Source organism: Ensifer adhaerens (assembly GCF_028993555.1).
In the GTDB taxonomy this organism is placed as follows: Bacteria; Pseudomonadota; Alphaproteobacteria; order Rhizobiales; family Rhizobiaceae; genus Ensifer; species Ensifer adhaerens_I.
Genome location: NZ_CP118610.1, coordinates 591009 through 615126 on the forward strand (window position 1 = coordinate 591009; position 24118 = coordinate 615126).

At 61.7% G+C, this 24118-nt stretch carries 25 protein-coding genes; 16 read left to right on the plus strand and 9 right to left on the minus strand.

Annotation, left to right across the window (positions count from 1 at the left end; all coding sequences use genetic code 11):
- Position 1: 1 nt before the first annotated feature.
- The gene (ribB, locus tag PWG15_RS02720; protein WP_275022971.1) at positions 2-1102 is read left to right on the plus strand and encodes a 3,4-dihydroxy-2-butanone-4-phosphate synthase; all 1101 of its coding nucleotides are present in this window, start codon (positions 2-4) and stop codon (positions 1100-1102) included.
- 132 nt (positions 1103-1234) lie between these two features.
- Here the strand turns inward: ribB and PWG15_RS02725 are convergent, their stop codons facing one another.
- Complete coding sequence (locus PWG15_RS02725; protein ID WP_425536731.1) at positions 1235-1789, minus strand: invasion associated locus B family protein; 555 nt, start codon at positions 1787-1789, stop codon at positions 1235-1237.
- A 342-nt stretch (positions 1790-2131) separates the two neighbouring features.
- On the opposite strand from PWG15_RS02725, the gene coxB reads away from it, so the two are divergent.
- The 13 genes from coxB to rnhA all read left to right on the plus strand — a co-directional run bounded on the left by coxB (position 2132) and on the right by rnhA (position 12089).
- Positions 2132-3013 (plus strand): cytochrome c oxidase subunit II, encoded by an 882-nt coding sequence (gene coxB, locus PWG15_RS02730; protein WP_275022972.1) that lies wholly within the window; start codon positions 2132-2134, stop codon positions 3011-3013.
- A gap of 20 nt (positions 3014-3033) precedes the next feature.
- Entirely contained in the window at positions 3034-4722 is a 1689-nt protein-coding gene (gene ctaD, locus PWG15_RS02735; protein WP_057250686.1) for a cytochrome c oxidase subunit I, read from the plus strand.
- Between the two features lie 98 nt (positions 4723-4820).
- Positions 4821-5777, plus strand: a complete 957-nt coding sequence (locus tag PWG15_RS02740) for a heme o synthase (RefSeq protein WP_275022973.1) — start codon at positions 4821-4823, stop codon at positions 5775-5777.
- A complete protein-coding gene (locus PWG15_RS02745) occupies positions 5777-5917 on the plus strand; it encodes a cytochrome c oxidase system small membrane protein (protein WP_043619862.1) in 141 nt (46 codons plus the stop codon). The genes PWG15_RS02740 and PWG15_RS02745 overlap by 1 nt, the downstream gene beginning before the upstream one ends.
- A gap of 11 nt (positions 5918-5928) precedes the next feature.
- Entirely contained in the window at positions 5929-6519 is a 591-nt protein-coding gene (locus tag PWG15_RS02750) for a cytochrome c oxidase assembly protein (RefSeq protein ID WP_275022975.1), read from the plus strand.
- Positions 6520-6583: 64 nt separating this feature from the next.
- Complete coding sequence (locus PWG15_RS02755; protein WP_275022976.1) at positions 6584-7462, plus strand: cytochrome c oxidase subunit 3; 879 nt, start codon at positions 6584-6586, stop codon at positions 7460-7462.
- A gap of 103 nt (positions 7463-7565) precedes the next feature.
- The gene (locus tag PWG15_RS02760; protein WP_275024339.1) at positions 7566-8054 is read left to right on the plus strand and encodes a L,D-transpeptidase family protein; all 489 of its coding nucleotides are present in this window, start codon (positions 7566-7568) and stop codon (positions 8052-8054) included.
- A complete protein-coding gene (locus tag PWG15_RS02765; protein ID WP_275022977.1) occupies positions 8051-8434 on the plus strand; it encodes a DUF983 domain-containing protein in 384 nt (127 codons plus the stop codon). The genes PWG15_RS02760 and PWG15_RS02765 overlap by 4 nt, the downstream gene beginning before the upstream one ends.
- Positions 8403-9167, plus strand: a complete 765-nt coding sequence (locus PWG15_RS02770; protein WP_275022979.1) for an SURF1 family protein — start codon at positions 8403-8405, stop codon at positions 9165-9167. Before PWG15_RS02765 ends, PWG15_RS02770 begins: the two co-directional genes overlap by 32 nt.
- Before the next feature lie 56 nt (positions 9168-9223).
- Complete coding sequence (locus tag PWG15_RS02775; RefSeq protein WP_275022981.1) at positions 9224-9589, plus strand: DUF1304 domain-containing protein; 366 nt, start codon at positions 9224-9226, stop codon at positions 9587-9589.
- Positions 9590-9592: 3 nt separating this feature from the next.
- The gene (gene ispH / locus PWG15_RS02780; protein ID WP_275022982.1) at positions 9593-10603 is read left to right on the plus strand and encodes a 4-hydroxy-3-methylbut-2-enyl diphosphate reductase; all 1011 of its coding nucleotides are present in this window, start codon (positions 9593-9595) and stop codon (positions 10601-10603) included.
- A gap of 41 nt (positions 10604-10644) precedes the next feature.
- Positions 10645-11625: a homoserine kinase gene (locus tag PWG15_RS02785; RefSeq protein WP_275022983.1), complete on the plus strand. Its 981-nt coding sequence runs from the start codon at positions 10645-10647 to the stop codon at positions 11623-11625.
- Complete coding sequence (rnhA, locus tag PWG15_RS02790; protein WP_113537975.1) at positions 11622-12089, plus strand: ribonuclease HI; 468 nt, start codon at positions 11622-11624, stop codon at positions 12087-12089. The genes PWG15_RS02785 and rnhA overlap by 4 nt, the downstream gene beginning before the upstream one ends.
- A 46-nt stretch (positions 12090-12135) precedes the next feature.
- On the opposite strand, the gene PWG15_RS02795 is transcribed toward rnhA, so the two are convergent.
- Positions 12136-12621 carry a peroxiredoxin gene (locus PWG15_RS02795; RefSeq protein ID WP_275022985.1) on the minus strand — a complete coding sequence of 162 codons (486 nt, stop codon included), beginning with the start codon at positions 12619-12621 and terminating at the stop codon, positions 12136-12138.
- A gap of 74 nt (positions 12622-12695) precedes the next feature.
- Positions 12696-13538 carry a protein-disulfide reductase DsbD domain-containing protein gene (locus tag PWG15_RS02800; RefSeq protein WP_275022986.1) on the minus strand — a complete coding sequence of 281 codons (843 nt, stop codon included), beginning with the start codon at positions 13536-13538 and terminating at the stop codon, positions 12696-12698.
- 169 nt (positions 13539-13707) lie between these two features.
- On the opposite strand from PWG15_RS02800, the gene PWG15_RS02805 reads away from it, so the two are divergent.
- On the plus strand, positions 13708-14313 hold the full coding sequence (locus tag PWG15_RS02805) for a YqgE/AlgH family protein (RefSeq protein ID WP_275024340.1): 606 nt from the start codon (positions 13708-13710) through the stop codon (positions 14311-14313).
- 115 nt (positions 14314-14428) lie between these two features.
- Here PWG15_RS02805 and PWG15_RS02810 read toward each other — a convergent pair whose 3' ends face one another.
- The 4 genes from PWG15_RS02810 to thrC form a co-directional block, all read right to left on the minus strand.
- On the minus strand, positions 14429-17338 hold the full coding sequence (locus tag PWG15_RS02810) for an EAL domain-containing protein (RefSeq protein WP_275022988.1): 2910 nt from the start codon (positions 17336-17338) through the stop codon (positions 14429-14431).
- The gene (locus PWG15_RS02815) at positions 17338-17949 is read right to left on the minus strand and encodes a GNAT family N-acetyltransferase (protein WP_275022989.1); all 612 of its coding nucleotides are present in this window, start codon (positions 17947-17949) and stop codon (positions 17338-17340) included. The genes PWG15_RS02810 and PWG15_RS02815 overlap by 1 nt, the downstream gene beginning before the upstream one ends.
- Positions 17950-18240: 291 nt before the next feature.
- Positions 18241-19542 (minus strand): M16 family metallopeptidase, encoded by a 1302-nt coding sequence (locus PWG15_RS02820; RefSeq protein WP_275022990.1) that lies wholly within the window; start codon positions 19540-19542, stop codon positions 18241-18243.
- 16 nt (positions 19543-19558) lie between these two features.
- A complete protein-coding gene (gene thrC, locus PWG15_RS02825) occupies positions 19559-20959 on the minus strand; it encodes a threonine synthase (protein WP_275022991.1) in 1401 nt (466 codons plus the stop codon).
- Positions 20960-21239: 280 nt separating this feature from the next.
- Here thrC and PWG15_RS02830 point away from each other — a divergent pair, with 280 nt between their 5' ends.
- Positions 21240-21791 (plus strand): hypothetical protein, encoded by a 552-nt coding sequence (locus PWG15_RS02830; RefSeq protein WP_275022992.1) that lies wholly within the window; start codon positions 21240-21242, stop codon positions 21789-21791.
- A gap of 167 nt (positions 21792-21958) precedes the next feature.
- Here PWG15_RS02830 and PWG15_RS02835 read toward each other — a convergent pair whose 3' ends face one another.
- Positions 21959-23065: an ABC transporter substrate-binding protein gene (locus PWG15_RS02835; protein ID WP_275022993.1), complete on the minus strand. Its 1107-nt coding sequence runs from the start codon at positions 23063-23065 to the stop codon at positions 21959-21961.
- A gap of 232 nt (positions 23066-23297) precedes the next feature.
- The gene (locus PWG15_RS02840; RefSeq protein WP_275022994.1) at positions 23298-23993 is read right to left on the minus strand and encodes an HAD family hydrolase; all 696 of its coding nucleotides are present in this window, start codon (positions 23991-23993) and stop codon (positions 23298-23300) included.
- Positions 23994-24118: the final 125 nt, after the last annotated feature.

Here is a 24118-nt window from a genome sequence, read left to right on the forward strand (position 1 = left end):
CATGTCCTATGACCAGAAGCGTGTCGTCGACGCCATCCGCGCCTTCGAGGCCGGCGAGATCGTTGTCGTGACCGATGATGACGGCCGCGAGAACGAGGGCGATTTGATCGTCGCGGCGGTGCACTGCACGCCGGACAAGATGGCCTTCATCGTGCGCCACACGTCGGGCATCGTTTGCACGCCGATGCCGCGCGAGGAGGCGAAACGCCTCAACCTCAATGCCATGGTCGCGGAAAACGATTCCGCCCACACGACGGCCTTCACTGTCTCGGTCGATTTCAAGCATGGGACGACGACGGGCATTTCCGCTGATGACCGCACGCTGACGGTGCGCAACCTTGCCAATCCCAATGTCGGGCCGACGGACTTCGTTCGTCCGGGCCACATCTTCCCGCTGGTCGCTCGCGAAGGCGGCGTTCTCATGCGCTCGGGTCACACGGAAGCGGCTGTCGACCTCTGCAAGCTTGCAAGCCTGCCGCCGATCGGCGTCATCTGCGAACTCGTCAACGACGACGGCACTGTCATGCGCGGACCGCAGGTCGCGAGCTTTGCCGAGGCCCATGGCCTCAAGCAGGTCTCGGTTGCCGACCTCATCGCCTATCGCCAGCGCAAGGAAACGCTGATCGAGCATGGCGGCTCCTTCGATATCGAAACGCCCTACGGTTCGGCCAAGGGACATTCCTATTCTCTGCCCTGGGATCCGATGCAGCATCTCGCCGTCGTCTTCGGCGATATCCGCGACGGCGTCGATATCCCGGTTCGCCTGCATCTCGAAAATGTCGGCGCCGATGTCTTCGGCAAGGACTGCCAGATCGATCGCATCATGAAGCGCATCGCAGACGAGGGCAGGGGGGTCATCGTCTACCTGCGCGAGGGATCTGTCGGTGTCGGCGTCTCGCAAACAGCCCGCAAGGGCAAGCATGATCGCGAAGCGCATGACGAGGCGCAGGCGCGCGAGAACGAATGGCTGGAAATCGGCCTTGGCGCGCAGATCCTGAAAGACCTCGGCATCAGCTCGATCCGCCTTCTTGCCTCGCGGGAGCGACACTATGTCGGCCTCGAAGGCTTCGGCATCAAGATTGCCGGAACCGACATCATCTGACGCATGACAATTCCGAATACGACAAAGCCCGGATCGTCGATCCGGGCTTTGTCGTTTGTACCGGCGCTTGCCAACAAAAAGCCGCGCATGAAGCGCGGCGTTGTGTCTTGTTTGCCTATCTTCCGGCGCCCATCAGGGCAGCGCGTCGTAGCCTTCGCCGAAGCCCTTGAGGTCGACCGGGATGCCGATGCCTTCTTCCGGCGACTGGAAGACGATGAAGGTCGCCGTCGCGCCGGAGCGGAAAGTCTTCAAAAGCTCGTCCTCGAGCACGACTTCCGCATAGCAGCCGTCGGAGAAGCAGCGCACGAAATAGGCGCGACCGATATCCTTGCCGTCGACATTGAGGCCGAGGCCGTTCGGCAGCAGAACGCCGAGCGGGGCGAGCACGCGCAGGATCTTCGCCTTGCGGTCCGCCGTCTTCAGCACCACCACGGACAGGCCGACTTCCGGCCGGTCTTCGGCAATGACGTTCTGCATCAGCGCGCACTGGTCGGAAGATGCGCCTGCCGGCTGATCGCAAACGATCGACCACGCGCCGTGGTTGGACTTGACCGTGCCGGGTGTTCCGGCGGGCTGCTGGGCCAGGCTCTGAACAGGGAGAGCGAGAACGGCAAGGCCGAGGGCGGCGAAGGCCGACAGTCGCGAAAAGAGGGGCAGGCCCATGTAAACCTCAAAACGTCGAATCATCAGGGCTATTCTTGAAGCGCGCGGGAATAAATGAAAAGCCCTGCGGGGCACATTCCAGCGTCATATGGCGGAAATTGGGCGGGGTAGACGCCCTATCCTGTGAGTTGCCGCGCGAACCGCGTACGATGGCGCCGCCAGGGGCGCGGAAGACGTCATATAAGTCGATTCGTGCCGGCTTCTAAGGGGTGCCTGTGTGAAAAGATGCGTTTGTGCAAAAATGCCGCATGGGGTTGATTGGTCAGATGTTGCGGCATCGGACAAACTGTGGTTTGAAGCGCAGCAGTATCGCAGGGATTCTGCGTTCCGGTTTGATCCTGATCAAGCGCATTGGGGAGACACATTGTGAAAAACAAGGCTTATGCAGTTCTGGCAGCGCTTGCCTGTCTGCTTTTTGCTTCTAGCGCCTTTGCTGACAAGCCTGTCGAATGGCAGACGAACTTTCAGACGGCCGCTACGGGCATCATGGAAGAAATCACGTGGTTTGAACATTATACCCTGTGGTTCATCATTCCGATCACTCTTTTCGTTCTCCTCCTGCTGATCATCGTCGTGGTCAAGTTCCGCGAGAGTGCCAATCCGGTTCCCTCGAAGACCAGCCACAACACCGCGATCGAAGTCGTCTGGACCGTCGGTCCTGTTATCGTACTTCTTTTCCTTGCCATTCCGTCCTTCCAGCTCCTGACTGCGCAGCTCACGCCGCCCGCCAATCCGGACCTGACGCTCAAGGCGACCGGCAACCAGTGGTACTGGTCCTATGAATATGAAGTCGGCGAAAGCCCGCTCTCCTTCGACAGCATCCTGATGAAGGAAGGCGATCGCGCTGCCCTCGGCAAGGAAGACAAGAAGGAATATCCGCGCCTGCTCGCCGTCGACAACGAAGTTGTCATTCCGGTCGGCAAGACGGTTCGTGTCCTCGTCACCGCTGCCGACGTGATCCATGCCTTCGCCATGCCCGCCTTCGGCGTGAAGATCGATGCCGTTCCCGGCCGTCTGAACGAAACCTGGTTCAAGGCTGACCGCGAAGGTCTCTACTACGGCCAGTGTTCCGAGCTCTGCGGTAAGGACCACGCTTACATGCCGATCGCCATCCGCGTGGTTTCGCAGGAAAAATACGACACCTGGCTCGCAGCCGCCGCCACCAATCTCGGCGATGCGAACAAGGCGCTCATGGCGTCCATCGACGCGGCAAAGACCGTCGACGTCGCCGCTAACGCCGCACAGTAATCGGAAGGGGAGCTCGACCCATGGCTGGAACAGCCGTTCATCACGATCAACGCCATGATCACTCCGATCATGGCCACGCAGACCATGCGCATAAGCCTCTGAGCTTCTTTCAGCGCTGGTTCCTGTCGACCAACCACAAGGACATCGGCACGCTGTACCTGATCTTCGCGATTTTCGCGGGCATCATCGGTGGCACGCTTTCGGTGTTCATGCGCGCCGAACTGCAGGAGCCGGGCATCCAGATCTTCCACGGTCTGGCGCAGATGGTCTACGGCTTCGAGGGCGATGCTGCCATCGACGGCGGCAAGCACATGTTCAACGTCTTCACGACCGCGCACGCGCTCATCATGATCTTCTTCATGGTCATGCCGGCGCTGATCGGCGGCTTCGCCAACTGGATGGTTCCGATCATGATCGGTGCGCCGGACATGGCGTTCCCGCGCATGAACAACATCTCCTTCTGGCTGATCATCCCGGCCTTCCTGCTGGTGCTCCTGTCGATGTTCGTCGAGGGACCGGCCGGTGCCTATGGTGCGGGCGGCGGGTGGACGATCTATCCGCCATTCTCGACATCGGGCATGCCCGGGCCGGCCATGGATTTCGTGATCCTCGGCCTGCACATCGCCGGTGCGTCCTCGATCCTCGGTGCGATCAACTTCATCACCACGATCCTGAACATGCGCGCTCCAGGCATGACGCTGCACAAGATGCCGCTGTTTGCCTGGTCGGTTCTGATCACCGCCTTCCTGCTTCTGCTCTCGCTGCCGGTTCTGGCAGGCGGCATCACCATGCTGCTCACCGACCGCAACTTCGGCACGGCCTTCTTCGCGCCTGAAGGCGGCGGCGACCCGATCCTGTTCCAGCACCTGTTCTGGTTCTTCGGTCACCCGGAAGTGTACATCCTGATCCTGCCGGGCTTCGGCATCGTCAGCCACATCGTCTCCACCTTCTCGCGCAAGCCGATCTTCGGCTACCTCGGCATGGCCTACGCCATGGTCGCGATCGGCGCCGTCGGCTTTATCGTGTGGGCACACCACATGTACACCGTCGGCATGTCGCTCGACACGCAGCGCTACTTCGTCTTCGCGACGATGGTCATCGCAGTTCCGACCGGCGTTAAGATCTTCTCGTGGATCGCGACGATGTGGGGTGGTTCGATCCGCTTCACGACCCCGATGGTCTGGGCGATCGGCTTCATCTTCCTGTTCACCGTCGGTGGCGTCACGGGCGTTCAGCTCGCCAATGCCGGCCTCGACCGCTCGCTGCACGACACCTACTACGTGGTTGCCCACTTCCACTACGTTCTGTCGCTCGGCGCCGTGTTCGCGATCTTCGCTGCCTGGTACTACTGGTTCCCGAAGATGACCGGCTACATGTACTCCGAGTTCGTCGGCAAGCTGCACTTCTGGGTCATGTTCATCGGCGTGAACCTGATCTTCTTCCCGCAGCACTTCCTCGGCCTCGCCGGCATGCCGCGCCGCTACATCGACTATCCGGATGCCTATGCCGGCTGGAACATGGTTTCGTCCTACGGCTCCTACATCGCAGCCGTCGGCGTCCTTATCTTCCTCTTCGGCGTCTTCGAAGCCTTCGCCAAGAAGCGCGTCGCTGGTGACAATCCGTGGGGCGAGGGTGCGAACACTCTGGAATGGCAGCTGTCTTCGCCGCCGCCGTTCCACCAGTGGGAACAGCTCCCGCGCATCAAGTGATGGGCAACGAACAGAAGCCGCCGGTTCCGGCGGCTTCACCCCGCCGGAAAACCGGCGACACACGGCTATTGCGGCCGGGACTAAAGCAGGGACAGGACATGACGGTCATCGACAATCACGAAGCAGTCGGCATGGAAGGCGTACCGCGCCTGTCCGAAGCCTCTGCGCGCGATTACTTCGAGCTCCTGAAGCCGCGTGTCATGTCCCTCGTCGTCTTCACGGCGCTCGCCGGGCTTGTGCTCGCGCCAGGACACATCAATCCCTTCATCGGTTTCATCGCCATTCTCTGCATCGCCGTTGGCGCAGGCGCTTCGGGCGCGCTGAACATGTGGTATGACGCCGACATCGACGCGGTCATGAGCCGCACCGCCAAGCGCCCGATCCCTGCCGGCAAGATCCTGCCGCAGGAAGCGCTGGCTTTCGGCCTGACGCTGTCGGCCTTTTCCGTGATTATCCTCGGGCTCGCCGTCAATTGGCTCGCAGCCGGGTTACTCGCCTTCACCATCTTCTTCTACGTGGTCATCTACACGATGTGGCTGAAGCGCTCGACGCCGCAGAACATCGTCATCGGCGGTGCGGCCGGTGCTTTCCCGCCGATGATCGGCTGGGCCTGCGTCACCGGCGCCGTATCGATCGAAAGCATCGTTCTCTTCCTGATCACCTTCCTGTGGACGCCAGCGCATTTCTGGGCGCTTGCCCTCTTCAAGATGGGCGATTACGGCGCCGTCGGCGTGCCGATGATGCCGAACGTCTGCGGCCAGGCGACCACCAAGAAGCAGATCGTCATCTATGCGGTGCTGACCGCGCTCATCGGTATCTGTCCCACCTTGCTCGGTTTCGCGAGCATCGGTTACGGCCTCGTCGCAGCGGCACTCGGTCTCGGCTTCATCTGGTATTCGATCGGCGTGCTGCGCATGCCGGAAGCGGATGAGCGCATGCTGCCTGCCAAGAAGCTGTTCGCGTTCTCGATCATGTATCTGTTCGTGATCTTCTCCGCCCTGATGGCGGATCACCTGATCGTCAATATCTGGCTGAACGCCGGGAGTATTGCCTGATGGAAACCGTCAAGCTCACTGATGCCCAGAAGAAGTCTCGCCGCGGCCGCAACATCGCGCTCGGCTTTGTTCTCTTCGGGCTTGTCGTCCTTTTCTACATCGTCACGCTGATCAAGTTCGGCAACGGCATGGTCAACTGAGGCTGGATGGCATGAATTCGTCGGAAACCACGCCCAAGCAGCGCTCGAACCGCGTCGTCGTCGGCACTTGCCTCGCCTTCGTCGCCGGCATGGTCGGCATGGCCTATGCTGCCGTGCCGCTCTACGACATGTTCTGCCGCGTCACCGGCTACAACGGCACGACGCAGCGCGTCGAGCAGGCTTCGGACGTGATCCTGGACGAGAAGGTGAAGGTCACCTTTGACGCGAACACCTCGGGCGGTCTGCCCTGGGAGTTCAAGCCTGTCCAGCGCGACATCGATATCCGCATCGGCGAAACCGTGCAGGTGATGTACCGAGCGAAGAACCTGTCGTCGAAGCCGACGACAGGTCAGGCAACCTTCAACGTCACGCCGATGCAGGCCGGTGCCTATTTCAACAAGGTACAGTGCTTCTGCTTCACCGAGACGACGTTGCAGCCGGGAGAGGAGATGGAGATGCCCGTGGTATTCTTCGTCGATCCGGACATCGTCAAGGCGGTGGAGACCAAGGACATCAAGACGTTGACGCTGTCCTACACCTTCTACCCGCGCGAACCGTCGAAACCGGTGGCGCAGGTGAAGACGGAAGAGAACAAACTTTGACTGGAGGTCCTTTTCGGCTATGCCGGAAAGGCGACAAGAGAGAGACATATCGGGGATTACTGACATGGCCGGTGCGCATCAGAAAAATCACGACTACCACATCATCGACCCGAGCCCCTGGCCGTTGCTTGCCTCGATCGGCGCCTTCGTCATGGCGTTCGGCGGCATTTGCTACATGCGCTACCTCGCGGGCAGCTCGCTGAAGATCTTCGGCCTCGAGCTTGCCAACGTCTGGATCCTGCTCGCCGGTCTCATCATCGTTCTCTACACCATGTTCGGCTGGTGGTCGGACACGGTGAAGGAAGCGCATGAGGGCCACCACACCCGCGTCGTGTCGCTGCACCTGCGCTATGGCATGATCATGTTCATCGCTTCGGAAGTGATGTTCTTCGTGGCCTGGTTCTGGGCCTTCTTCGATGCGAGCCTGTTCCCGGGCGAAGCGATCCAGGCAACCCGCGCCACCTTCACGGGCGGCGTCTGGCCGCCGAAGGGCATCGAAGTTCTCGATCCGTGGCACCTGCCGCTCTACAACACCGTCATCCTCTTGCTTTCGGGCACGACGGTCACCTGGGCACACCATGCGCTGCTGCACAACGACCGCAAGGGCCTGATCTCGGGCCTGACGCTGACCGTCGTGCTCGGCGTGCTGTTCTCGTTCGTCCAGGGTTACGAATACGCGCACGCTCCGTTCGCCTTCAAGGACTCGATCTACGGCGCAACCTTCTTCATGGCGACCGGTTTCCACGGCTTCCACGTTCTGGTCGGCACGATCTTCCTGCTCGTCTGCCTGTTCCGCGCTCTGCGTGGCGACTTCACGCCGAAGCAGCACTTCGGCTTTGAAGCGGCCGCCTGGTACTGGCACTTCGTTGACGTTGTCTGGCTGTTCCTCTTCTTCTCCATCTACATCTGGGGAAGCTGGGGCGCTCCGATCGCGCACGGCTGATAGCGCGAGCATCTCGATCTCTAGAAACAAGGCGGTTGCAGCCATGCAGCCGCCTTGTTCATTTGGTTGTGTGAAAACCAGCGAACCAGAACGGGGAATAGGGATGCGGGTTGCCTTGTTTACGGGTGTCTTGGTGCTGTTGGGTGGCGCGACCGCGGCTGGGGCCGAAGTCGTCGACAAGGTGGTCGTCCATAAGGAACGACGAATCCTGCAGCTCTTCCTGGGCGACCGGATGATACGCGAATACTCTGTCGCGCTCGGCGGCAATCCTGTCGGACATAAACGGCAGGAAGGCGACGAGAAGACGCCGGAAGGGCTCTATCGTCTCGATTGGCGCAATCCGGGAAGCGGCTACTACAAATCCATTCACGTCTCCTATCCGGCGCCGGAAGATACCAAGGCCGCCGTCGCAAGCGGGGTCGATCCGGGCGGCCTGATCATGATCCACGGCCAGCCCAATTATTTCGGTTGGCTGGCGTTTTTGACGCAGCGCTTCGATTGGACGAATGGCTGCATTGCCGTTACCAATGCCGAAATGGAAGAAATCTGGACGATGGTTCCCAACAACACGCCGATAGAGATCAAGCCGTGAGCGAAGACAAGGCACATTTCCCGCCGGTGGATCCGGTGATGACAGGGATCAAGGGGCTTTGCCCGCGCTGCGGCCAGGGCAAGCTGTTTGATGGATTCCTCAAGGTCAAACCGGCCTGCACAAGCTGCGACCTCGACTATCGCTTCGCCGATTCCGGCGATGGCCCGGTGGTCTTCGTCATCCTCATCGTCGGCTTTGTCGTTGTCGGCGCGGCGCTCTGGGCGGAGATCAATTTCAACCCGCCGCTGTGGCTGCATTTCCTCTTGTGGATTCCGCTCGCGATTATCCTCAGCCTTGGTTTGACGCGCATGCTCAAGGGCGTCCTGATCAATCTGCAGTACCGCAACAATGCGCGCCCGGGCGAGATCGACCGTGGCTGAGATTGAAGTCAAGAAGCGTGGCATTCTCGGGCGCCTCGGCGCCTTCCTGTTGCTCGCAGTCGCCTTCGCCATCCTTATCTCGCTCGGTACCTGGCAGATGCAGCGGTTGCACTGGAAGGAAGGTCTGCTGACGGCCATTTCGGAGCGCCGGTCGGCGCCGCCGGTGACACTCGGCGGGATAGAAAAGATCCTTGCCGAGGGTGGCGACATCGATTACCGGACCGTGACCGTCCCGGGCCGGTTCGACCACACCAAGGAACGGCACTTCTTCGCCACCTTCAACGGCCGCACCGGCTATTATATCTTCACGCCGCTGATGCTCGACGACGACCGCTTCCTGTTCGTCAATCGCGGTTTCGTGCCCTTCGAGCAGAAGGACTCATCGACGCGCTTGGCCGGCGAGCTTCCCGCCTCAGTCGTAATCAAAGGCCTTGCAAGGCCGAAGCTCAGCGAAAAGCCGTCGTCGATCGTTCCGGACAATGATCTCGCCAAGAACATCTTCTACTGGAAGGACCTCGACACGATGGCGTCCTCGGTTGGGCTTCCCGCCGACAAGGTCCTGCCGTTCTTCGTTGATGCCGATGCGACGCCCAATCCGGGCGGACTGCCGATCGGCGGTGTGACCCAGTTCGATCTTCCGAATAACCACCTGCAATATGCCCTGACCTGGTATGGCCTGGCGGCGGCTCTGGTTCTGGTCAGCGGTCTCTACGCGGCGCGCCGCGGACGATAGCCCGGAGGGCGCCGCCGTGCTAACGCTGACGGAGGGATCGACAGCGGGGGACAAGGATGGCGATCATCACGAATACTCTGATTGCCTTGACGGGCCTGCTGCATGTCGGTTTTCTCGTGCTCGAAATGTTCCTGTGGACCGGGCCTCGGGGGAGGGCAGTCTTCCGCATGACACAGGAACAGGCGGAGACGACGCGGGTCCTTGCCGCCAACCAGGGGCTTTACAACGGTTTCCTCGCGGCCGGCCTGTTCTGGTCGTTGATCCAATCGGAACCATCCTTTGCCTTCGAACTGAAGGTGTTCTTCCTTGTGTGCGTGATCGTTGCCGCTATATATGGCGCGTGGTCGGTCAAGCCGCGTATCCTCCTGATCCAGGGCGGCCCGGCGATCGCAGCGCTCGTTTTCCTTCTAATGGCATCCTGATCCATGGCATCTTCAGCGGCAGCAAAATCCCCGATCACCATTCGCCTCTGCGGCCCGCGCGGCTTCTGCGCCGGCGTCGACAGGGCGATCCAGATCGTCGTCCTGGCGCTGAAGGAGTTCGGCGCCCCGGTCTATGTCCGCCACGAGATCGTGCACAACCGCTATGTCGTCGAAGGTCTCGAGGCCAAGGGCGCGATCTTCGTCGAAGAGCTTGATGAGATCCCGCCGGAGCACCGCAAGCAACCGGTGGTCTTTTCGGCCCACGGCGTGCCGAAGTCGGTGCCTGCCGACGCCGACGCCCGCAATCTCTTCTATCTCGACGCCACCTGTCCGCTGGTCTCCAAGGTTCACAAGCAGGCGATGCGTCACAATCGGCTTGGGCGCCACGTCGTTCTGATCGGTCATGCCGGCCACCCGGAAGTGATCGGCACCATGGGGCAGCTGCCCGAAGGTGCCGTGTCGCTGGTGGAGACCGTCGAGGATGCCGACGTCTATCAGCCGCCGGACCCGGACAATCTCGGCTTCGTGACCCAGACGACACTGTCGGTGGATGATACCGCCGGCGTCATCAAGCGCCTGCATGAGCGCTTCCCGAACCTGACTGCGCCTGCCGCCGATTCGATCTGCTACGCCACCACCAATCGCCAGGAGGCAGTGAAGCAGGCGGCTCCCGGCTGCGACCTGTTCCTGGTCGTCGGCGCGCCCAACTCGTCCAATTCCAAGCGGCTCGTCGAAGTTGCATTGCGGGCCGGCGCGAAAAAATCCGTGCTGGTGCAGCGTGCGTCGGAGATCGACTGGGATGAGATGGGCGACATCGCGACGGTGGGGCTGTCGGCTGGAGCTTCAGCGCCCGAAGTGATCGTCAACGAGATCATCGAGGCTTTCCGTGAGCGCTATGACGCTCAGGTGGAGCTTGCAGATACCGTCGAGGAGAACGAGAACTTCCTCGTCAACCGCGAGATCCGCCATGTGCCGCTGACATCAGCCGACATGGCCTTCGTCAACGGCGAATAACCCGCATCTTCTTGCCCGCATTTTCTTGAGAGTGGAAAACCTTGGCAGTTTACACCGATATCACGGAAGACGATCTCTCCCGTTTTCTCACCGCCTATGACGTCGGGCAGCTGACCTCCTACAAGGGGATCGCCGAAGGCGTCGAGAACACCAATTTCCTGCTGCACACGACCAAGGGTTCCTACATTCTCACGCTTTACGAGAAGCGGGTGAACGCCGATGACCTGCCATTCTTCCTTGGGCTGATGCACCATCTGGCCGAGGGCGGCCTGTCCTGCCCGCTGCCGCTGCCGCGTGCGGATGGCAAGCTGCTCGGCGAGCTCTCGGGCCGCCCGGCCGCAGTCATCTCGTTCCTCGAAGGCATGTGGCTCAGGAAGCCGGAAGCCAAGCACTGCCACGAAGTGGGCAAGGCGCTGGCCGCCATGCACGTCGCCGGCGAAGGCTTCGCGCTGAAGCGCACCAATGCGCTTTCCGTCGGCGGCTGGCGGCCGCTCTGGGTCAATTCCGAGGCGCGTGCCGACGAAGTGCAGGCGGGCCTCAAGGATGAGATCGCCGCGGAACTCGAGCATCTCGAGCGCCATTGGCCGAAGGCGCTACCGGAGGGCGTCATCCATGCCGATCTCTTCCCGGACAACGTCTTCTTCCTCGGCGACCAGCTTTCCGGCCTGATCGACTTCTATTTCGCCTGCAACGACTATCTCGCCTATGACGTCGCCGTCTGCCTCAATTCCTGGTGCTTCGAGAAGAACGGCTCTTATAACATCACCAAGGGCATGGCGATGCTTGCTGGCTACGAGAGCGTGCGCAAGCTGACGCCGGCGGAGGTCGACGCGCTGCCGCTCCTCTGCCGCGGTTCGGCGCTGCGCTTCTTCCTGACGCGGCTCTATGACTGGCTGATGACGCCCGCCGGCGCGCTCGTGGTCAAGAAAGACCCGCTCGAATATCTGACGAAGATCCGCTTCCACCGGGCGATCTCGTCAAGTGCGGAATATGGCCTTCGCCGTGACGAGGGCCGGGCATGAAGCATGTGGACATCTTCACCGACGGCGCCTGCTCGGGCAATCCGGGGCCGGGCGGCTGGGGAGCGGTGCTGCGCTATGGCGAAGTCGAAAAGGAACTGTCTGGCGGCGAAGCGGAAACTACCAACAACCGTATGGAATTGTTGGCGGCGATCTCGGCGCTCGACGCGCTGAAGAGCGCCTGCGAAGTCGATCTCCACACCGATAGCAAATATGTGATGGACGGCATCTCCAAGTGGATCCACGGCTGGAAGAAGAACGGCTGGAAAACCGCGGACAAGAAGCCGGTGAAGAACGGCGAGTTGTGGCAGCGGCTGGATGAGGCCAATCGCCGTCACAAGGTGACGTGGCACTGGGTGAAGGGCCATGCCGGTCATCCGGAAAACGAGCGCGCCGACGAGCTCGCCCGCAAGGGCATGGAACCCTACAAGAAGGGGCGCCGTTCGGACTCTCTTCTCGTGAAATGAAAAACGGGCCGTTGAGGCCCGTTTCCCTTTGCACCTGCTTCTGCGTTCAGAGCTGCTCGAGCATCGCGGCAGCGCCGGAAACGGTCGCCTGGCCCGGGCTTTCTTCGAGATTGAGCGACTTCACCACGCCGTCTTCGACAAGCATCGAATAGCGCTTCGAGCGCACACCGAGCGTGCCGGCCGAGAGGTCGATGTCCATGCCAAGTGCCTTGGTGAAGGCAGCGTTCCAGTCGGAAAGGAAGTGGATCTTGCCCATGCCGCCGGACGCGGTTGCCCAGGCGCCCATCACGTGCAGGTCGTTGACCGAGACGACGGCGATATCATCGATACCGCGGGCGAGGATCGCGTCGCGGTTTTCGAGGTAGCCCGGCAGATGGTTGAGCGAGCAGGTGGGCGTGAAGGCGCCGGGAACGGCAAAGAGCACGACGCGCTTGCCCGAAAACAGCTGATCGGTGGTGACCTCCACCGGACCATCGGCGGTTTTTTCCTTGAAGGTTGCGGCTGGCAGTTTGTCTCCGACGGCAATGGTCACGGCACTCTCCTTGCGTTGCTTGCGTCCTCGCTTCTCCGCTCGCGTCGGAGAACTCGGCGGACTATAGATGCGGCCTAATCAAAGGCAAGGGTCGTCTCCATGCTGCGGCCCTTGGCGCGTATGGTGACAACGATCGGCTTGCCCTTGAGTTCCCTGTCCTTGCCGGAAAGGCGAACCGGGACGGCTGCGCCGAGGCCTGTCTCACCCTCGGTCGTGATCTCGGGCTTGCCGAAGGAAACGCCGGAAGGGCCGGCCAGGAACAGCTCCGGATGATCCGCGCCATCAGGCAAGTGCACGGAGAGGTGCAGCACCGCATTTGCGTCGTCATAGCGGCTCGCCGTGACGGCAAAGTCCTTGGACGGCGCTTCCGGCAGTGCGGCGACGGCATCATCGATGCGTGCGCTGTCGAGCGGGTTGTCGAAATCGCCCTGCTTCAGCGTCAGTGTCAGCTCGCCCTGGACCGGGATGCAGATGTCCTCGCAAATGCCGAGAAACACCGACGCACGAATATTGACGTCGCCGGCGCCTTGGACACGCTTCAGCGTCAGCGGGAAAGCGACCGACTTGTCGTAGCCGACATAGCGCACGACGCCATCGTCGAACGTCTTTGGCACCGGGAAGCCGATCTTCTCAAGCTTGACGTCGCTCGCCGGATCGATCGTCACCTGCGGGGGAATGCCGCTTGCACCAGGCTCGCGCCAATAGGTCTTCCAGCCGGCGTTGAGCCTGACTTCGAGCGTTGCGGGGATCGTGCCATCCTGTCTGGGCTGGGCTGCGACGAGGCGGATCATGCCGCCTGGGGAGGTCACCCACTCGCTGGTGGCCGCCTGTGCCGCCACCGGAAGAAAAAATGCGGCGATGAGGCTTGCCGCGCCAATGAACTGGACCATGTTCTGATGTGTGGAGCGCTGGATCATGCCGGAAGCAATATCGGTTTTGCCGGCGAGGCTCCAGACGCTCCGAAGAGAGCAACGATCATAATCGCTTGATCGGACACGGCGAAGTGAACGTCGTGCGTGCAATATTTCCGGGCCGCGACGCTGAGGCGCTTTTCATTTCGCGGCGAATTGGTAGGCTGTTCCCATGATGTCAACTCCGATGGCGCAGAAGAGGCGGGAGCGAGGTTTCCTTGACGGTCAGTTCCTGATCGCCATGCCGGGAATGTTTGATGCCAATTTCGCCCGCACGGTGATCTTTATCTGCGCCCATTCGGACGATGGAGCGATGGGCTTCGTGCTCAACAGGCCCCAGCAACTGACCTTTCCGGACGTGCTGCTTCACCTCGATATTCTCGATGAGGAAGAGGCGATCCGGCTTCCGCAGATGACACGGGATTTCCAGATTCAGGCCGGCGGGCCGGTCGAGACCGGGCGCGGCTTCGTGCTGCATTCCGACGATTATCTGAGCGATTCCAGCATTCCCGTCAGCGACGACATCTGCCTGACCGCAACGCTCGATATCGTCCGCGCCATTTCGCGCGGGGAGGGGCCGGTGAGGGCGACGATGATGCTCGGCTATGCCGGCTGGGGCCCGGGCCAGCTTGAAGCAGAAATCACCCAGAACGGCTGGCTCACATGCCCCGCGCGCGAAGAGCTGATCTTCGACAAGGCGCTCGACGACAAATACGACCGGGCACTGGCGCTGATGGGCGTATCGGCCGCGATGCTCTCGGTGGACGCGGGCCACGCCTGATTGCCTGATTAGCCGGTCTTCTCCAGATCATTCAAGCTGAAAAAAGCCCGTCGAACTGTTGCCGACGGGCCTATGGACGATGGTGCGCGCGCTGAGCGGCGCCGGGTTGGCGAACTCACGCCCGCTTCATCAGCGGAAAGCGTTCCTTCAGAAGCCGCTGAATCGATTCCGAGCCGATCGGCGGGCCGAAGAGGAAGCTCTGACCGTAGTCGCAGCCCATCTGTGAGAGCTGGATCGCGTCGTCCTCGGATTCGATACCCTCGGCCACCACCTGCATGTCGAGTTCACGCGCCATGGTGATCACCGAGCGCAGCAGGATGCCGCGCTTGTCGCTGGGGTCACGCACCAGCGCCTTGTCGATCTTGATCGTGTCGAAGGGGAAGCGGGTAAGATAGGAAAGCGACGAATGGCCGGTCCCGAAGTCGTCAAGCGCCAGCTTCAGGCCGGCCTCCTTCAGCTTTTCAAGGACGAGACGGGCCTGCTCGGGATTTTCCATCACGAGCGACTCTGTCAGTTCCATCTTGACCTTGCCGGGATCGCAGCGGTTCTTGTTGAGAATGGCGCGGACGTCGTCATAGAGCTCGTTGTTGAGCAACTGGGCGCTTGAAAGATTGATCGAGACGAAGATCGGCAGGTCGCCGGTCTGCAGCTGCCATTCCGTCAGATCGCTCGTCGCCTTGTCGAAGGCGAACATGCCTAGCTGGTTGATGAGGTCGGAATTCTCGGCAATCGGGATGAACTCGGTCGGCGAGATGTTGCCGCGCTTCGGATGATCCCAGCGCATCAGCGCCTCGAAACCGGCGATTTCGGCATCATTCAGCCGCACGATAGGCTGGTAGACGAGCGAAAGCTCCTTGCGCTCGATCGCCTTCTTGAGATCGGCTTCAAGCTGCAGCCGGTCCGATCCCGAGGTACGGAAAGCGGGACGGAAGGGTTCGACGCGGTTGCCGCCTTCCTTCTTCGCGCGGAACATGGCGAGTTCGGCATCGTCGAGCAGGCCTGCAGCGCTTTGCTCCTGGTCGAGCCAGGAGACGAGGCCGATCGAGGCCGTCAGGTTGATTTCGCGGTTGCCGTAGTTGAGCGGCACCATGATCGCCTTGCTCACCGCGTCGGCGAAATCCGCGACCTTGGCGGGATCACGCTCGGACATCAGGATCAGCCCGAACTGGTCGCCGCCGAGGCGGGCTAGCGTATCCTGCGGGCGCAGCAGCCGGCGCAGCCGCCGTGTCAAGGCGATCAGAATGTTGTCGCCGGCGGCAATGCCGAGGAGATCGTTGACCTGCTTGTAGCGGTCGATGTCGATCGCAAGCACTGTCGGGCGAACGGAATTGTTGCCGTCGGCCATCAGCAGGATCGCCTGCAGCCGGTCAAGGAACACCTGTCGGTTCGGAAGGCCGGTCAGATTGTCGAGCAGCGCATTGTGCAGCAGACGCTCGACGGAATTGCGTTGTTCGGTGATGTCGATGATGGTGCCGACGCAGCGGATGATCTCGCCATTGGCGCCGAGTACCGGCCGGGCGCGAATGGAAAGCCAGTGATAGTGGCCGTCCTCGGCGCGCACGCGGAATTCATGGTTGAGCTTGCCGCGACGGCGCTCGAGCAGCACGTCGAGTGTCGCCCGGAAGCGGTCACGGTCATCAGGGTGGAGCCGCGGCAGCCAATTGCGCAAGGGGCCGTGCATGCTGCCGAGCGATAGACCGAGCTGGGTCGAGATATCGGGCATGGTCACGACGCGATCGCGGGAGACATCCCAGTCCCAGACGGTATCGCCCGAGCCGGTGAGCGCGAGCGACTGGCGTTCGAGATCCGAGAACAGGCCCTGCTGGTAGCCGCTGCCGGCGACCGCATGCTGCATGACGGTGAAGCCGATCAGAAGCACGATAAGGACGAGACCGCCGCCGAGCGCCGGCTGCACGATGTCGTTGGCGAGCTGGCCGGTGACGGTCAGCCATGCTCCGAAGAGCCAGACGAGAATGAGCAGCCAGGCAGGCACCAGAAGAATTGCACGGTCGTAGCGGTTGAAGCCGAGATAGGCGATCAGCACGATCCCGACCGTTCCCGTCAGCGCGAAGGAAAGGCGGGCGATACCGGACGCAATCGCCGGATCGTAGACAGCGACGCCGAAGAGCAGGCCGAGCCCCAGGATCCAGGCGAGCGTCGCATAGCCGAGATGCTGGTGCCATCGGTTGAGATTGAGATAGGTGAACAGGAAGATCACCAGGCCCGCCGCCAGGAAGACCTCGGTGCCCGCTCGCCATATTCGCTCGTCGCCGGCCGTCACGCTGATGAGTTTCGACAGGAAGCCGAAATCGACGCAGATATAGGCGAGAACCGCCCAGGCAAGGGCTGCCGTCGCCGGCAGCATCGAGGTTCCCTTCACGACGAAGAGGATGGTCAGGAACACCGCAAGCAGGCCGGCAATGCCAAGCACGATCCCGCGATAGAGCGTGAAGGCGTTGACCGTGTCCTTGTAGGAATCCGGTTCCCACAGGTAGATCTGCGGCAGTTCCGGCGTCGCGAGTTCCGCAACGAAGGTGATGATGACGCCCGGCGCCAGCGTGATGCGGAAGACGTCCGCCTCGTCGCTCGGCTCACGGCTGAGCGCGAAACCTTCGCTGGGCGTAATCGACAGGATGCGCTTGGAGCCGAGGTCCGGCCAGAAGAGCTTGGAATTCACCAGTCGGAAATGCGGCGCGACGATCACGCGGTCGAGCGGCTCGGCCGAAACGTTGGCGAGCGCGAACACTGCCCAGTCGCCCTGATGGTCTTCGCTGCTCGAGCGCACTTCGATGCGCCGTACGATGCCGTCGGTGCCCGGTGCCGTCGAGACCTGGAAGGCTTCGTTGCGGCCACTGTAGATTTCGGTCGTTGCCGTCAGGTCGAGCGCGGTGTCCTCGCGCGAGATCTTCACCGGCTCCAGAGCCTGGGCCGCACCGCCGAGCGCGCAGAAAAACGTCGTGAGCGTAATCAGAAACGCTGCCAGCTTCGAGGCTGACCAGGCGAAGGGCGAGCGGGCTAGAGGCATCAAAGGGGCATATTCCTGTTCGGTAGTGCATCGTCGGACAGCAGAGAAAAGAGCACGTGGTCTCGCCACTGGCCGTTGATTCTCAAGTACTGTCTTAAGTAGCCTTCACGCTCAAAACCGGCCTTTTCAAGGAGCCGGATGCTTCTTGAGTTGTCCGGAATACAGGCTGCTTCAATACGGTGCAACTCAAGGGTCGAAAAGATGTAGGGAATGGTCAGCCTGAGCGCCGCGTACATATGGCCCTTGCCGGCGTGGCGCGCGCCCATCCAGTAGCCGATCATGCAGTTTTGCCCGGCGCCGCGGCGGATGTGGCCGATGGTCAGTCCACCGAGCAGCATTTCGTCAGGCTTGTGGAAAAGAAAGAGCGGCACAGCCTGGCCCGAGGAATATTCCTGCTCGTTGCGGATGACCCGGCTGCGAAAAGCGCTCTCGGTCATCTCGTCGGTGCGCCAGGTTGGTTCCCATGGTTCCAGGAAAGGGCGACTCTCGCTTCTGAGCTGAAACCATTGGCGATAATCGGCATAGCGGGGGAGCCGCAGCAGATAATTCTGGTCGGCAATTTCGATCGTCTCCGGCTGCCGCGACAGGAACCGAAAAACCGATCGTGTCATAGCTGCCTCCGAGGCCGTCCAGTTTGCGTGCGGGGACCTTTTATCATCCGCCCGGCAGCGCGCCTTTGCGCTGTCACAAACCGAAACGTTGCACAACTTTGCGCGCAAATCGAATCCGAATTTGCGAAAAGACGCAAAGACTTCACCATTTGAACACGGTGTTTGCGTCTTCGGCGGTCCAGGGCAATTCTAGGGAAAGTGGCAGACGCTTTTCCGCTGGGATTTTCCTGGCGTCGAATAGGTAAAGTCATTTCACGGTTTCCATGAAACCGTGAAATGATCTGGGCCCGTTTAGCTGGCGACGGCGTGCGGAACTGCGGCCTTGCCGGTCAAGGACGACAGGATGTCGCCCATCGGGGCAAGCTGTTCCAAGGGGCCGATGGCCGAAAGCGTCGGCGTCGTGTCGAAGAACAGCCGGCCGGCAAGGTCGGTCAGGCGCTCGATGGTTATGCCGGACAGGCGCTCCATCAGTTCTTCGTTGGGGATCGGTCGGCCGTAGAGCATCATCTGCCGGGCGATCTGACCGGCGCGCGCCGCCGGGCTTTCCTGGCCCATCAGGAGCTGCGCGCGAATCTGGGCGCGGGCGCGCTCGATTTCCTGCTGCTCGATGTTCATCGAGGACTTGCGCAGTTCGTCGACGATGACGGGCATCAGCTCCGGCAGGTTCTCGCCGCCCGTGGCCGCATGCACGCCGAAGATACCGGTGTCGGAAAAGCCCCAGTGGAAGGCATAGACCGAGTAACAGAGGCCGCGATGCTCGCGCACTTCCTGGAAGAGGCGGGAGGACATGCCGCCGCCAAGGATGTTGGCAAGGATCTGCGAGCAGTAGAAGTCACGGGCGTGATAGGCCTTGCCCTCGAAGCCGAGCAGAACCTGCGCATCCATCAGGTCGCGCGTCTCGCGGCTTTCGCCGCCGGTATAGCGGGCGGCTTCCAGCACCGGCGTCGCGATCGGTGTGCGCGGCAGCGACGAGAAACGTTCTTCCACCTGGCGCACGAAGGCGTCGTGCTCGACGGCGCCGGCCGCGACCACGAACATCCGGTCGGTCGTATAGTTGCGGCCGAGATAGTGCCGGATCTGATCGGCAGAGAACGACATGACCGTATCTGGCGTGCCGAGGATCGGCCGACCGACCGTCTGGTTGCGATAGGCGGTCTCGGCAAAACGGTCAAAGACGACGTCGTCGGGCGTATCGTCGGCGGCGCCGATCTCCTGCAGGATCACCTGCTTCTCGCGACGGAGCTCTTCATCGTCGAAGGTGGATTCCGTCAGGATGTCGGCGAGAATGTCGACCGCGAGCGGGACGTGGTCCTTGAGCACGCGGGCGTAGTAGGAGGTGGTCTCCGTCGAGGTCGCAGCGTTGACTTCGCCGCCGACATTTTCGATCTCCTCGGCGATCTGGCGAGCGGTGCGCCGCCCCGTGCCCTTGAAAGCCATGTGCTCCAGCAGGTGGGCAATGCCATGTTCGCCCAGGGTTTCATTTCGCGAACCGGACTTGATCCACACCCCGAGCGCCACGCTTTCGAGATGCGGCATCTGCTCGGTTACCACCGTCAACCCGGAAGGGAGCCGGGTGCACTCAACTTTCATCATACGTTTCTTCTCGTTCTTACCCCCGGAGGCGGGTGCGCTCGCCGATAAAGGTCTCGACGCTCTTCAGGTCCGGATCCAGGATATCGAAACGCTCCTCCCTGTTCATCAGGTCAGCAAGCCACGTCGGAAGCGCCGGGTCAATACCACTGGCCGATTTTACCGCGTCCGGGAATTTCGCCGGATGGGCGGTTGCAAGCGTCACCATCGGGGCAGACGCCTTCTCGTGCTTGGCCGCAACGAAGACGCCGACGGCGCTGTGCGGATCGAGCAGATAGCCGGTTTCTTCCAGTGTCTTGGCGATCGTCCTGGCGACTTCCTTCTCCGACGCGCGGCCGGCGCGGAATTCCTTGCGAATGGCCTTGAGCGCCTTTTCGCGAATGGTGAAGGAGCCGGACTGCTTGAGGCCGTCCATGGCCGAGCGCACTTCGCCCGGGTCTCGGTCGTTCGCTTCGAACAGAAGCCGCTCGAAATTCGACGAAATCTGGATGTCCATCGACGGTGCGGTAGTCGCCTTGACGTCACGCATTTCGTAGCGGCCCGTCTTGAGCGTCCGGGCAAGAATGTCGTTTTCGTTGGTGGCGATCACCAGCTTGTCGATCGGCAGGCCCATGCGCTTGGCGACATAGCCGGCGAAGATGTCGCCGAAGTTGCCGGTCGGAACGGTGAAGGAGATCTTGCGATCCGGTCCGCCGAGCGCCACCGCCGTGGTGAAGTAATAGACGATCTGGGCCATGATGCGTGCCCAGTTGATGGAGTTGACGCCCGAAAGCTTGACCCGATCACGAAAGGCCGCATCGTTGAACATGGCTTTGACGAGGTTCTGGCAGTCGTCGAAATTGCCTTTGACGGCGATGGCGTGGACGTTAGAAGCCTCAGACGTCGTCATCTGCCGCTGTTGCACCGGCGAGACCTTGCCGTGCGGGAAGAGGATGAAGATGTCGGTGCGTTCGCGGCCGGCAAAGGCGTCGATCGCCGCACCGCCGGTGTCGCCCGAGGTTGCGCCGACGATGGTGGCGCGCTCGCCGCGTTCGGCCAGCACATAGTCCATCAGCCGTGCAAGCAGTTGCATCGCCACGTCCTTGAACGCGAGCGTCGAGCCATGAAAGAGCTCCATGACGAAGGCGTTCGGTCCGGTCTGCACGAGCGGCGCCACCGCCGGGTGGCGGAAGGTGGCATAGGCTTCGTCGATCATTTCGCGGAACTTGGCCGCCGGGATTTCGCCGTTGGTGAAGGGCTCGAGAACGGCGAACGCGATCTCCTGATAGGATTTGCCGCGCAGGCCCCGGATTTCCTTCTTGGAAAACTTCGGCCATTCCTTGGGGAGATAAAGACCGCCGTCGCGCGCAAGACCGGCAAGCAGCGCGTCGCAGAAGCCGAGAGGAGCGGCTTCGCCGCGCGTCGAGATATACTTCACCATGATTGTCCTTCGTCCCACCTGCCGATCGCGACGACCCTAGAAAGCGGTCTCGCGGCACGCCCGTCTTATTGCGTCAGTCCTTGACAAAGTCTGCATCTATTCTTGTCACCGGCGCAATTTCCGGCCGTAACAAGGAGTTCGGAAAAATCGGAAGGGGCGGGCTGACCCAATCGATTTTTCAGTTTGGCGCTGCTATAGACGATGCCCGAAGGCCACGAAAGGTCTTCCGGCCGAGATTTCGGTCAAGGAGTTTCAACCGGTCCAGCAGAGGTTGTTCAACGTGTTTGGCAAAGTATCCCGGCCTGTTCTCGCAATATCTTTTCTCGCGGTCCTCGCCGGCTGTAACAAGACGCAATCCGGCGGAGCGATCGATACGGGCGGCAGCGCCGCCGCTCCGACGCCAGCCGTCGTCCAGGCCGCGTGCCCGCAGGTTGTCCTGCGCGATGGCACGTCGGTGTTCACCAGCTACGCCAAGGGTGCCAAAAACGACCCGACAAAGGTCGTCTACCAGGCCTCTCTTGCCGACACCACGCGCCAGTGCGTGCAGAGCGAAGGCGCATTGACGATGACCGTCGTGGTGCAGGGTCGCGTGGTCAACGGCCCGGCGGGCGGCCCCGGCAAGATCACCATGCCGATCCGTGTCGCCGCGACCGACGACGACAAGACGCTTTACTCCGAACTGACTCAGCAGGCGGTGGAAATCCCCTCGACCGGCTCGGCGCAATTCGTCTTCACCAAGGCGAACGTGGCGCTGCCGGCCGGCGCGGGATCCAACGTCACCGTCTATGTCGGCTTCGACGAAGGTCCGCCGGCCAAGGGCAAGAAGAAGTAAGCAGCGGCACTGACCGCACAAAAAAACGCCAGGGCTTGCCCCGGCGTTTTCATTTCCGTCGTGTTGGATCCGATGATCTTGGGTCGGATCAACCCAAGATCATAGACGTGACCGACGCTCATAAGTGGGCGGCAAACCGTACTTACTTTCCCTCATTCCGCTTCAGCTTACTCAGCCGGAACGCTCTTGCCGCCTTCCCACTTGTAGAGCGAGAAAGCCTGCGAGGTGAGGTCGCCGGCTTCGCCATAGGTCAGCTTGCCGAGCACGGTGTCGATTGCTTCGCCGGACTTGATCGCAGTGGCAACTGCAGTCGAGTCTTCGGCCGAGCCAGCCTTTTCGATGCCAGCCTTCAGCACCTGCACGGCGGCATAGGCATTGAGGGTGAAGGCTTCGGCCGGAATGTTCTTCGCCTTAAGCGCTTCGACGGCCGGAGCCGACGCCGGGTTGCGGGTCGCGTCGCTGGCGTTGGTGTAGATCGTGCCGGTCGCAGCTTCGCCGCCGATTGCCCAGAACTCGGTGTTCGACAGGCCGTCGCCGCCGAAGATCTGTGCCTTCACACCCTGGTCGTGCATCTGGCGCGCGAGCAGGCCACCTTCCGGATGGTAACCACCGAAGTAGACGACATCGACGTTCCCGGCCTTCAGGCGGGTGACGATGGCGCTGAAGTCCTTGTCGCCCGGGTTCAGGCCTTCATAGACGACTTCGGTGATGCCGCCTGCGTTGATCGCCTTCTTGAAGCCGTCAGCAAGGCCCTTGCCGTAAGGAGCCTTGTCGTGCAGGACGGCGACCTTCTTGTCCTTGAGGTTCTTGACCACATAGGCAGCAGCGACTTCAGCCTGTTGGTCGTCGCGGCCGCAGGTGCGCAGCACGTTCCAGAGGCCGCGGGTGGTGAGGTCAGGCGTCGTTGCCGTCGGGGTCACCATCAGGATGCCGTTCTCGGCGAGAACGTCGGAAGCCGCCATCGAAGTGCCAGACAGAACCGGACCGACGACGTAGCGGATGCCTTCGCCGGCCGCCTGGTTGGCAACCGAAACGGCCTGCTTCGGGTCGCCGGCGTCGTCGAGCAGCTTCAGGACGATCTTTTCGCCGTTGATGCCGCCAGCCTTGTTGATCTCTTCAGCGGCCGTTTCCGCCCCGTTCTTCACCTGCTCGCCATAGGCTGCGACCGGACCGGTGAGCGGCGTGATGACGCCAACGGTGATATCGGCGAAGGCGAGCGGTCCGAAGGCGACGCTCGCCGCCAGGGTCAGGCCTGTCAACAGTGAAAGACGCATAGTGTTTCCTCCTAGAAATAGCCCTGAGGGGGCTTGCTTGATATGGCCCTCGTGCGCGGCTTTTCGAAATCCGGGGAGATTTTCTAAGGGGACGCGGCGTCACTGCAATGTGACATCGTGTCCCCCGACGTCTAATTGGACGCCTGCCGTGGTGGCCGAAGGCTTCTTTCCCGCTCCGGCCTCCGGCCGGGGCGAAAGGGTTTGCGGCTCAATCCAGCCGCCGCGCGGCACCTCAGGCCGTCAGCGATTCCGACCATTCGGAAAGTGCTGCGATCACACCTGGCAGAGCCGACATGCGCGAAATCACGGTTTCAGCGCCCGCTTCGGTCAGCTGGTCGGCATGCGAGGGATGGGTGTGCGAACCGCCGGTGAAGCCGACGACGCGCATGCCGGCCGCACGCGCGCCATGAATGCCGTGCACCGAATCCTCGATGACCAGGACGCGGGATGGGGCGATGCCCATCTGCTTGGCGCCGTGCAGGAAGATGTCCGGCTTCGGCTTGACGCGGTCGGCGCCAAGGTCGCGGGCAGAATAGATGTGGCGGCCGAAGTGATCCTTGATGCCGACCTTGCCGAGCATCATGGCAAGCCGCGCCGATGTGGAGTTGGAGCAGATGCAGTGTGGCAGCGTCAGTTGCGCCAGCATCGGCTTCACGCCCTCGATGATCTGGACGTCGCGCGCCAGCCGCTCGTCGAGGATCGTGTCGACCTTGTTGATCAGCGAGGCGGAGAGCGGAATGCTCGCTTCCTTCTCGATCTGCAACAGCGTGTTGTGCCAGGTCATGCCGGCAAAACGCTCTGCCATTTCGTCGACGCTGATCGGGTAACCCGCTTCGGTCAGCAGTGCCGCTTCCACTTCCGAAGCGATGATTTCGGAATCGACGAGAACGCCGTCGCAATCAAAAATGATGAGATCGATACCGGTCATTTGGAACAGTTCCCTGGGAGGAGAGGCGCCGCAGGCGGGGGGAGGATCGTTCGCGCGGCGCGGGGCTTTCGTACGGCAGAGCTTTATACGAAGGCGGCTGAAAGCTCAACCTTTGGAAATTATCG